The following is an 8,080-nucleotide window of genomic DNA, read 5'->3' on the forward strand; positions in this document are numbered from 1 at the left end:
GGCCCGGGGCCGGTACCCCGGCGCGCCCGCGGTCCGGGCTGGGGCTGCCGGGGTCAGAAGACCCCGGCTCCGGCCTCCGCCGGTCCGACCACGCCGCGCAGGGCGGCGAACAGTTCACGGCCGGTTCCGGTCGAGGAGTCCGCGGTGGGTCGCGCGGGCTCGCGCCCGGAGAGGTCGGCCAGCACCTCCAGTGTGCCCGTGGTGGCGTCCAGGCGGATCACGTCGCCGTCGCGCACGTAGGCGAGGGCGCCGCCGGCGACCGCCTCCGGGGAGACGTGGATGGCGGCGGGCACCTTGCCCGAGGCTCCGGACATGCGGCCGTCGGTCACGAGCGCCACCTTCTGGCCCCGGTCCTGGAGCACGGCCAGCGGCGGGGTGAGCTTGTGCAGTTCGGGCATGCCGTTGGCACGCGGCCCCTGGAAGCGCACGACCGCGACGAAGTCGCCGGTGAGCTCGCCCGCGGTGAAGGCCGCCTGGAGTTCGGACTGGTCGGCGAAGACCCTGGCGGGGGCCTCGACGACGTGCCGCTCCGGCGCGACGGCCGAGGTCTTGATGACGGCGCGGCCCAGGTTGCCCGAGAGCATGCGCAGGCCGCCGTCGGGGGCGAAGGGGTCGTCCACTCCGCGCAGCACGGTGGTGTCGCCACTCTCCTTGGGCCCGTCCCCCCAGGTCAGGGTGGACCCTTCGAGGCTGGGGGTCTGCCGGTAGCGGCCCAGCCCCTCGCCCATGACGGTGCGCACGTCCTCGTGGAGCAGTCCGGCGTCCAGGAGGGAGCCGATCAGGTAGGCCATGCCTCCGGCCTCGTGGAACTGGTTCACGTCGGCGGCGCCGTTGGGGTACATGCGGGTGAGCAGCGGCACCACCTCGGACAGGTCCGCGAAGTCGTCCCAGGTCAGATCGATCCCGGCGGCGCGGGCGATGGCCACCAGGTGCAGCGTGTGGTTGCTGGATCCACCGGTGGCCAGCAGGGCGACCACGGCGTTGACCACGGCGCGCTCGTCGACCTGCTCTCCGACCGGGTTGTGGGAGTCCCCCAGCGCGGTCTGTCCGAGCACGCGGCGGCCTGCCTCGGCGGTGAGCGCCTCACGCATCGGGGTGCCCGGCTGCTCGAAGCTGGACCCGGCCAGGTGCAGGCCCATGACCTCCATGAGCATCTGGTTGGAGTTGGCTGTGCCGTAGAAGGTGCAGGTACCCGGCGAGTGGTAGGCGGCGGACTCGGCCTGGAGGAGTTCGCGGCGGTCCGCCTTGCCCTCGGCGAACTTCTGGCGCACCCGCGCCTTGTCCTTGTTGGGCAGCCCGGAGGGCATGGGCCCGGCGGGCACGAACGCCACCGGGAGGTGGCCGAAGGACAGGGCGCCGATGAGCAGGCCGGGCACGATCTTGTCGCACACCCCGAGCATGAGGGCGCCGTCGAACATGTCGTGGGACAGGGCGATGGCGGTGGCCATGGCGATGACGTCCCGGCTGAACAGGGACAGCTCCATGCCCGCGCGGCCCTGGGTGATGCCGTCGCACATGGCGGGCACCCCGCCCGCGAACTGGGCGACGCCGCCGGCCTCGGCGACGGCGGCCTTGATGAGTGCCGGGTAGGTCTCCAGCGGCTGGTGCGCGGAGAGCATGTCGTTGTAGGAGGAGACGATCGCCAGGTTGGGCTTGACGTCGCCGGACAGCGCGAGCTTGTCGGAGACGCCGCAGGCCGCGAACCCGTGGGCGAGGTTGGCGCAGCCCAGGGCGGAGCGGGCCGGTCCCTGGCCCGCCGCCTCGGCGATCCGGGCCAGGTACGCGGACCTGGTGTCGGCGCTGCGCTCGGCCAGGCGCCGGGTGACGTCGGCGACGACGGGGTGGACTCCGGGCCCGTACCCGGTCGTCTCAGGGGTGTTCGCGGTCATCGGGGTTGCTCCTCTTCGTACCACGTGCGGCCGGTGCGGCCGATGAGCCGGTGCGCGCCTGCGGGGCCCGCGCTTCCGGCCGGATAGGTCTCGGGGGTGGTGTCCGTGTTGTTCCAGGCCTCGATGACGGGGTCCACCCAGCGCCAGGCGGCCTCGACCTCGTCGCGGCGCATGAAGAGGGTGGAGTCCCCCGCCAGCACGTCCATCAGCAGCCGCTCGTAGGCCTCGGGCGAGCGGGTGGAGAAGGTGTCGGCGAAGCTGAGTTCGAGGGGGACGGGCCGGAGCCGCAGTGCCCCCGCGCCGGGTGTCTTGGCCAGCATGGTCAGGTGTATGCCCTCGTCCGGCTGGAGCCGGATGACGAGGCTGCCCGCTCCGGGACCGGTGTCGGCACCGGGGAAGATCGTGTGCGGCACATCCCGGAAACGGATCACGATCTCCGAGCGGGCGTGGCCGACGCGCTTGCCGGTGCGCAGGTAGAAGGGCACGCCCGCCCAGCGCCAGTTGGCGACCTCGGCGCGCAGCGCCACGAAGGTCTCGGTGTCGCTGACGGCGGGGCCACCCGCCTCGTCGAGGTAGCCGAGGACCTCGGTGCCCTGGACGGTGCCGCGCCCGTACTGGCCCCGGGCGGTGTCCTCGGCCACCTGGTCGCCGGTGAGGGGCCGCAGCGACTGGAGGACCTTGAGCTTCTCGTCGCGCACGGCCTCGCGGTCGTAGCTGGCCGGGGGTTCCATGGCGGTCAGGCAGAGCAGCTGCAGGAGGTGGTTCTGCACCATGTCGCGCATGGCGCCGGAGGTGTCGTAGTAACCGCGCCGTCCGCCGGTCCCGAGGGTCTCGGTGGCGGTGATCTGCACGTGGTCGATCCAGCGGGAGTTCCACAGGGGTTCGAGGAAGACGTTGGCGAACCGCAGCACGAGCAGGTTCTGCACGGTCTCCTTGCCCAGGTAGTGGTCGATCCGGTAGGTCCGCCGTTCGTCGAAGACGGCGCCCACGGCGTCGTTGACGGCCTGGGAGGAGGCGAGGTCGCGTCCCAGTGGCTTCTCCATGACGACCCGGGCCTCGGCGGTGACGAGCCCGGCCTCGTCCAGTCCTCGGCAGATGTCGCCGGAGATCATCGGCGGGACGGCGAGGTAGAAGACGCGGTCGCGGTCCGGGACGAGGGCGGAGGCGAGGTCGGTCCATCCGGTGGGGTCTCCGCCGACGTCCACGGTGACGTGGGAGAGGCGGTCGAGGAAACGGCGGAGCACGTCGGGCTCGACCACCTGGACAGCGGGATGACCGCGAACGGCCGAGGAGGTCTTGTCCCTCAGGTCCGCACCGGTGAGGCCGTCGCGCGAGACGGCGATGACACGCGTCCCCTCGTCCAGGTGGCCGTCGCGGTCCAACAGGTACAGGGAGGGGAGGAGTTTGCGCATGGACAGGTCGCCGGTGCCCCCGAAGACCACCAGGTCGGTGGGGCGGGGCGCGGACTGCTGCGACATCTTCGGGCTGCTCCTGCGGGGAGGGAGAAGAGAGGGCGGTGCTGCGACGGGGGGTGGTGCGGAGTGGGATGACCCGGGGGGTTCGGGACCATTCGCCGCTTTCGACCTTACGCCGGACTATGGTAAAAAACCAAGCACAGTTGAGCACACTTCTTTACATAACCTCCCAGTCTTCGAGGCTTAACCCCATGGTTGAATGAGATATGGCCAGAACCCCGGGACGCCTGTCCTCTGCTGCCACCAGTGGCCACATCCTTGAGCTGATCCGCTCCGGCACCGCGACCAGCCGGTCCGAGATCGCCCGGGTCACGGGGCTCTCCCGACCCTCCGTGGCCCTGCGCGTCACCGAGCTGATCGGCGGCGGCCTCGTCACGGAGGGAACCGGAGCGGCCTCCAGCGGCGGTCGACCCCCCACACTCCTGGAGTTCAACGCCGGTAGCGGGCTCATCCTCACCAGCGCTCTCGGCATGGCCCGCAGCCAGGCGGCCGTGTGCGACCTCAACGGCGACGTCCTCGTGCGCACGCCCGGTTCCCCCGACATGGAGAAGGGTCCCGACGCGACAGTCCCCTGGCTGCTCGAAGCGTGGTCGGAGCAGATCGCCTCCCTCGGACGCGGGCCCGGCGACGTCCGCGGCGTGGGCATCGGACTGCCCGGAACCGTCGAGTTCCACGCGGGCCGAGCCGACGACCGCCCCTTCCTGGGCAAGTGGGCGGGCGTGGCCCTGGCCCCGCTCGTGGCAGAGCGCTTCCCCGTCCCGGTGATGGTCGACAACGACGTCAACGTGATGGCTCTGGGCGAACACATCGCGGGGGGCCACGGCCATCCCGACGACATGGTCTTCGTGAAGGTCTCCACCGGGATCGGCGCCGGGCTGCTGTCCGGGGGGCGCCTGCTGCGCGGATCACTGGGCGCCGCCGGCGAGATTGGTCACATCCCGGTGCGCGACGGCGGAGGCCTGCCCTGCCGCTGCGGCAACACCGACTGCCTGGAAGCGGTCGCGGGCGGCCGACGGCTCCTTGAGCAGGCTGCCGAGCGGGGGCGGCGGGCGGACACGCTCAAGGACCTGGTGGCCCTGGCCGTCGGCGGCGACCCCGTGGCCGTGACCCTCGTGCGAGAGGCCGGGCGTCGGCTCGGCGAGGCGCTCGCCGGAGCCGTGAACCTCCTCAACCCCGAGGTCATCGTGCTGGGTGGGGATCTGTCGGAGGCCTACGACCACCTGGTCGCGGGCGTCCGCGAGGTGGTGTTCCAGCAGTGCACGGCCCTGGCGACCCGCCAGTTGCGTGTGGTGTCCAGCTCCCTGTGGGACGACGCCGGGGTGCGCGGCTGCGCGGCCATGGTCACCGAGGAGATCCTGTCACCGGAGTCGGTGAACAAACTCCTGGCCGGGTGACGCCTCCGGGGTCCGGACGATCGCCTGTCCACAGGCTGTGGACAGAGCGTGTTATCTCTTCACGCGAGCGGGCACCTCTCTGAGGAGGGGACGACCGTCCCACCGCGCCCACCCACCCCTGCCCCGCCCCACGCCGACCTTGTCGACCTGCGATGACGCTCCCCGCGGCGAGCGTCCGGCTTGCGTTGCCACTTGACAATGACCCCCGATGTGGCGAATAGTCGCCCAGCACCGGCCCCCACCCCCGCACATCCCCAGTCACCACCCCGTGACCGCACCCCGTGCGGACCCCCGCCCGGAAAGGTCCTTCCCGTGCTTCTAGAGAACCCGCTCGTGCTGATCCTGTTGGGAGCCGGAATCAGCCTGGCCACCAGTGTCGTGGTGACCGGCTTCCAGGCCCGGCACACCAGGCGCAACGACATACGCGTCTCCTCCCGTTCCTCCGCTCGTAGCCTGACCAGTGCCCTCATCGCCGAGCGCGACTCCGACGGCGGCCAGGAGAGCTTTCTCGCCGAGGCCGAGCTGACGGTCATGTCGATGACCGACCGCAAGACCCGGGACCGGCTGCGCGACATCATCCGCCTGCTCCGCGAGCGCGGCCTCCCCGAGATCGAGGAGCTCAGCGGCGTCAAGTCCGAGCGTGCCCGGCGGCTGCTGTGCGACCACGCCCTGGAGGTGCTGGGCGCCCACCTGCGTTCCGAGCGGCTACCCGAGGTCCCCTCCCAGGTCCGCAAGATGTTGACCATCGAGGAGGAGGCGCTGAGCATCCACTCCGGTGAGACGCCGCGCCCCACCGAACCCATCGCCAAGAGCGCCGTGACCGCCCGCCCCCGGCACACGGGAACCAAGCCCGCTGCGCGAAAGACCACCAAGGCGACCCCCGACAAGGCCACGGCCAAGCCCACCGCGAAGCCTGCGGCCAAGGGCGGCAGATCCACGGCCACCGCGGAGGAGCCCGAGCAGGGAAGCGCCTTCTGGGACGACTGACCCGGAATACGCAGCTTTCTTGCGTATGATCCCGCCGTGCGGACCTGATCTGCCGTTCGCACGGCGGGTCAGAAGTGATTCTTGCGGGCATGGATGAGAAAGTCGGGCACGGAGGGGTCGGTAGCCAGCCGCCCGACAAAGGAATTGTGCTGCGCAATTGTGGTCAGGAGCCTCACGCGTGGACAACCTGAGTGCGCAAGCGAAGAGAACTTCACCTAGGATCTCTGCCACACGCGGGTTTCCGTGTCGTCGGCCGCGTCCTTTCTCCGGTATGGCCGGCCCCCTGTGGGCCGCATCCGGATCCCCAGCCTGCCCCGGCCCGGGCGGCCACCCGCACCAGTGTCCCGCGCGACCTCCACCCTCCCCCAGACACGGACACGTGGCCCTTCGGTCAGATGTCCGACCGTTGGCACGTCCCGCTGTCCGAACTCACCGAGATTGCAACGATGCGCGCTGACGAGAACTCCTCCGCCGATCCCGGCGCGGACAAGACCCCAGACAAGACGCCCGAGAAGGCATCCGACGCAGACCCCGGGCCCGGAGCGCGGACCTCCGCGGCCACCGGTCCCGGAGCGGACGGAACCGTGCGCGAGGGCGTGAACGGTGACGAGCCGGACGGCTCACCCGCCGAGGCCACGGACGCCGGGGCCTCCGGCGTACCGGAGGACGCCACCGCCCCGGACGAACCCCGGGGCACCCCCGCCGCGCCCACCCACGGCGGGAAGCCCCCGCAGACCGGTCGGCACGAGCGTCCCGCCGAGGGCACCGCGCCCACCGAGGACCTCGGCGACGAGGACGTGATGGCGCTGGTGACGGCCATCTCGCCATCGTCGTCGAAGCCCGAGGGGCCCGAGGACACGGACCGTGGTGCCGACTCCGCGGCTCCGGCCTCCGGAGCGGAACCCACCGCGTCCGGGACCGGCTCCCCCGCCGAACCCGGGGGGCATGGGAGCGAGAAGTCCACGACGCCGGTGCCGGTCGACGGCAGCGCGGTCGACGCAGGTTCCGGGGGTTCCGGGGGCGACGGAGCAGGGGCCGCGCCGCCTCCGCCCCCAGGCCCGCGCAAACGCCGCCGTGGCCGCAGGATCGCCGGGTGGACCGCGGCCGTCCTCACCCTCGTCCTGGCGGCCGGGGTCGCCACGGCCTACGGCTACTACCACTCACTGCGCTCCGGCATGATCCAGCACGACCTGGGTTCGGCGCTCAAGGAGGAGGACCGCCCCGACAAGATCAGCGACGCCGTCAACATCCTCTTCATCGGTTCCGACGGCTACGAGGAGGGGAGCACCGCGTACCGCGACGAGTTCGAGGGTGAGCGCTCGGACTCGATCATGCTGGCGCACATCTCGCCCGACAACCGCGTCTCCGTGGTCAGCTTCCCCCGGGACTCCCTGGTCCAGCTTCCCCAGTGCGACTCCTACGGCAACACCGAGGGCACGTACGGCTACTTCGGGATGGTCAACGCCGCCATGTACCACGGCGGACCTCCGTGCGTGGTCCGCACCGTCGAGTCTTTGACCGACATCCGCGTCGACCACTTCGTGCACCTGAGCTTCATGAGTTTCCGGGACGTCGTCAACGCCATCGGCGGCGTCGACATCTGCATCCCCGAGCCGATGAGCGACCGCCGGTCCCAACTCGACATCGACGCGGGTCAGCAGACGCTCGACGGGGACGAGGCCCTGTCCTTCGTACGCGCCCGGTACGAGATCGGGGACGGCGGAGACATCGGCCGCATCGACCGGCAGCAGATGTTCCTGGCCGCCCTGGCGGACCAGGTGACCAGCAGTGACGTGATGAGCAGCCCGACCAAGCTCAACGGCGTCCTCCAGGCGGTGGCGCAGCACAGCGCCACCGACCGGGAGCTCACGCTCGACCGGATGCTCTCGATCGCCGTCACACTGGCCGACGTGGACCTGTCCGACATCGAGTTCCACACCGTGCCCTGGTACCAGGCGCCCTCCGACCCCAACCGGGTGATGTGGGACGAGGCGGAGTCCGCCGAGCTTTTCGCCGCTGTGCGCGAGGACCGGCCCCTGCCCGCCCTGCTCGCAGCCGACGACGCGGCGGCGCCGCAGGACCCGCCCAGCGACTCCCCCTCCCCGGATGACGCGGAGTCCGCCCGCCCCGGCGAGGGGCGTGACGCCACGTCCAACCCGTGCGCCGACGGCCTGGGCTTCGGCACCGGGGAGGAAACGGAGTAGGCACCCGTTCCGGCCCGCCTCCGAGCGTGCGCGGACCGGACCGCGCCGTGGGGGCCCGCGCCGCGCCGCCGCCGGCCCCCAGCGTGGGCCACCGGAAGAAAAAAACAAAAAAAAACAAAAAAAAAAAAAAA

5 protein-coding genes are annotated in these 8,080 nt (G+C 71.2%); 3 read left to right on the plus strand and 2 right to left on the minus strand.

All coding sequences use genetic code 11. The features are described 5' to 3' along the window. Nucleotides 1–53: 53 nt before the first annotated feature. Both edd and zwf read right to left on the minus strand, forming a co-directional pair. A complete protein-coding gene (edd, locus tag ACFWTE_RS19075; RefSeq protein WP_378780882.1) occupies nucleotides 54–1,889 on the minus strand; it encodes a phosphogluconate dehydratase in 1,836 nt (611 codons plus the stop codon). Beyond that, the gene (zwf, locus tag ACFWTE_RS19080) at nucleotides 1,886–3,367 is read right to left on the minus strand and encodes a glucose-6-phosphate dehydrogenase (protein ID WP_378780883.1); all 1,482 of its coding nucleotides are present in this window, start codon (nucleotides 3,365–3,367) and stop codon (nucleotides 1,886–1,888) included. The genes edd and zwf overlap by 4 nt, the downstream gene beginning before the upstream one ends. A gap of 203 nt (nucleotides 3,368–3,570) precedes the next feature. Between zwf and ACFWTE_RS19085 the strand changes: the two genes are divergently transcribed. The 3 genes from ACFWTE_RS19085 to ACFWTE_RS19095 all read left to right on the plus strand — a co-directional run bounded on the left by ACFWTE_RS19085 (nucleotide 3,571) and on the right by ACFWTE_RS19095 (nucleotide 7,949). Next, nucleotides 3,571–4,758 carry an ROK family transcriptional regulator gene (locus tag ACFWTE_RS19085; RefSeq protein ID WP_378780885.1) on the plus strand — a complete coding sequence of 396 codons (1,188 nt, stop codon included), beginning with the start codon at nucleotides 3,571–3,573 and terminating at the stop codon, nucleotides 4,756–4,758. Between the two features lie 312 nt (nucleotides 4,759–5,070). Beyond that, nucleotides 5,071–5,745 carry a hypothetical protein gene (locus ACFWTE_RS19090; protein WP_378780886.1) on the plus strand — a complete coding sequence of 225 codons (675 nt, stop codon included), beginning with the start codon at nucleotides 5,071–5,073 and terminating at the stop codon, nucleotides 5,743–5,745. Between the two features lie 446 nt (nucleotides 5,746–6,191). Continuing rightward, on the plus strand, nucleotides 6,192–7,949 hold the full coding sequence (locus tag ACFWTE_RS19095) for an LCP family protein (RefSeq protein WP_378780887.1): 1,758 nt from the start codon (nucleotides 6,192–6,194) through the stop codon (nucleotides 7,947–7,949). Nucleotides 7,950–8,080 lie beyond the last annotated feature (131 nt).

Origin of the sequence: Nocardiopsis sp. NPDC058631 (assembly GCF_042716955.1) — a bacterium.
Classification (GTDB): domain Bacteria; phylum Actinomycetota; class Actinomycetes; order Streptosporangiales; family Streptosporangiaceae; genus Nocardiopsis.

Coding starts and splice junctions, on each gene's coding strand:
- edd (WP_378780882.1), bottom strand. CDS start 1,889: ATGACCGCGAACACCCCTGAGACGACCGGGTACGGGCCCGGAGTCCAC.
- zwf (WP_378780883.1), bottom strand. CDS start 3,367: ATGTCGCAGCAGTCCGCGCCCCGCCCCACCGACCTGGTGGTCTTCGGG.
- ACFWTE_RS19085 (WP_378780885.1), top strand. CDS start 3,571: ATGGCCAGAACCCCGGGACGCCTGTCCTCTGCTGCCACCAGTGGCCAC.
- ACFWTE_RS19095 (WP_378780887.1), top strand. CDS start 6,192: ATGCGCGCTGACGAGAACTCCTCCGCCGATCCCGGCGCGGACAAGACC.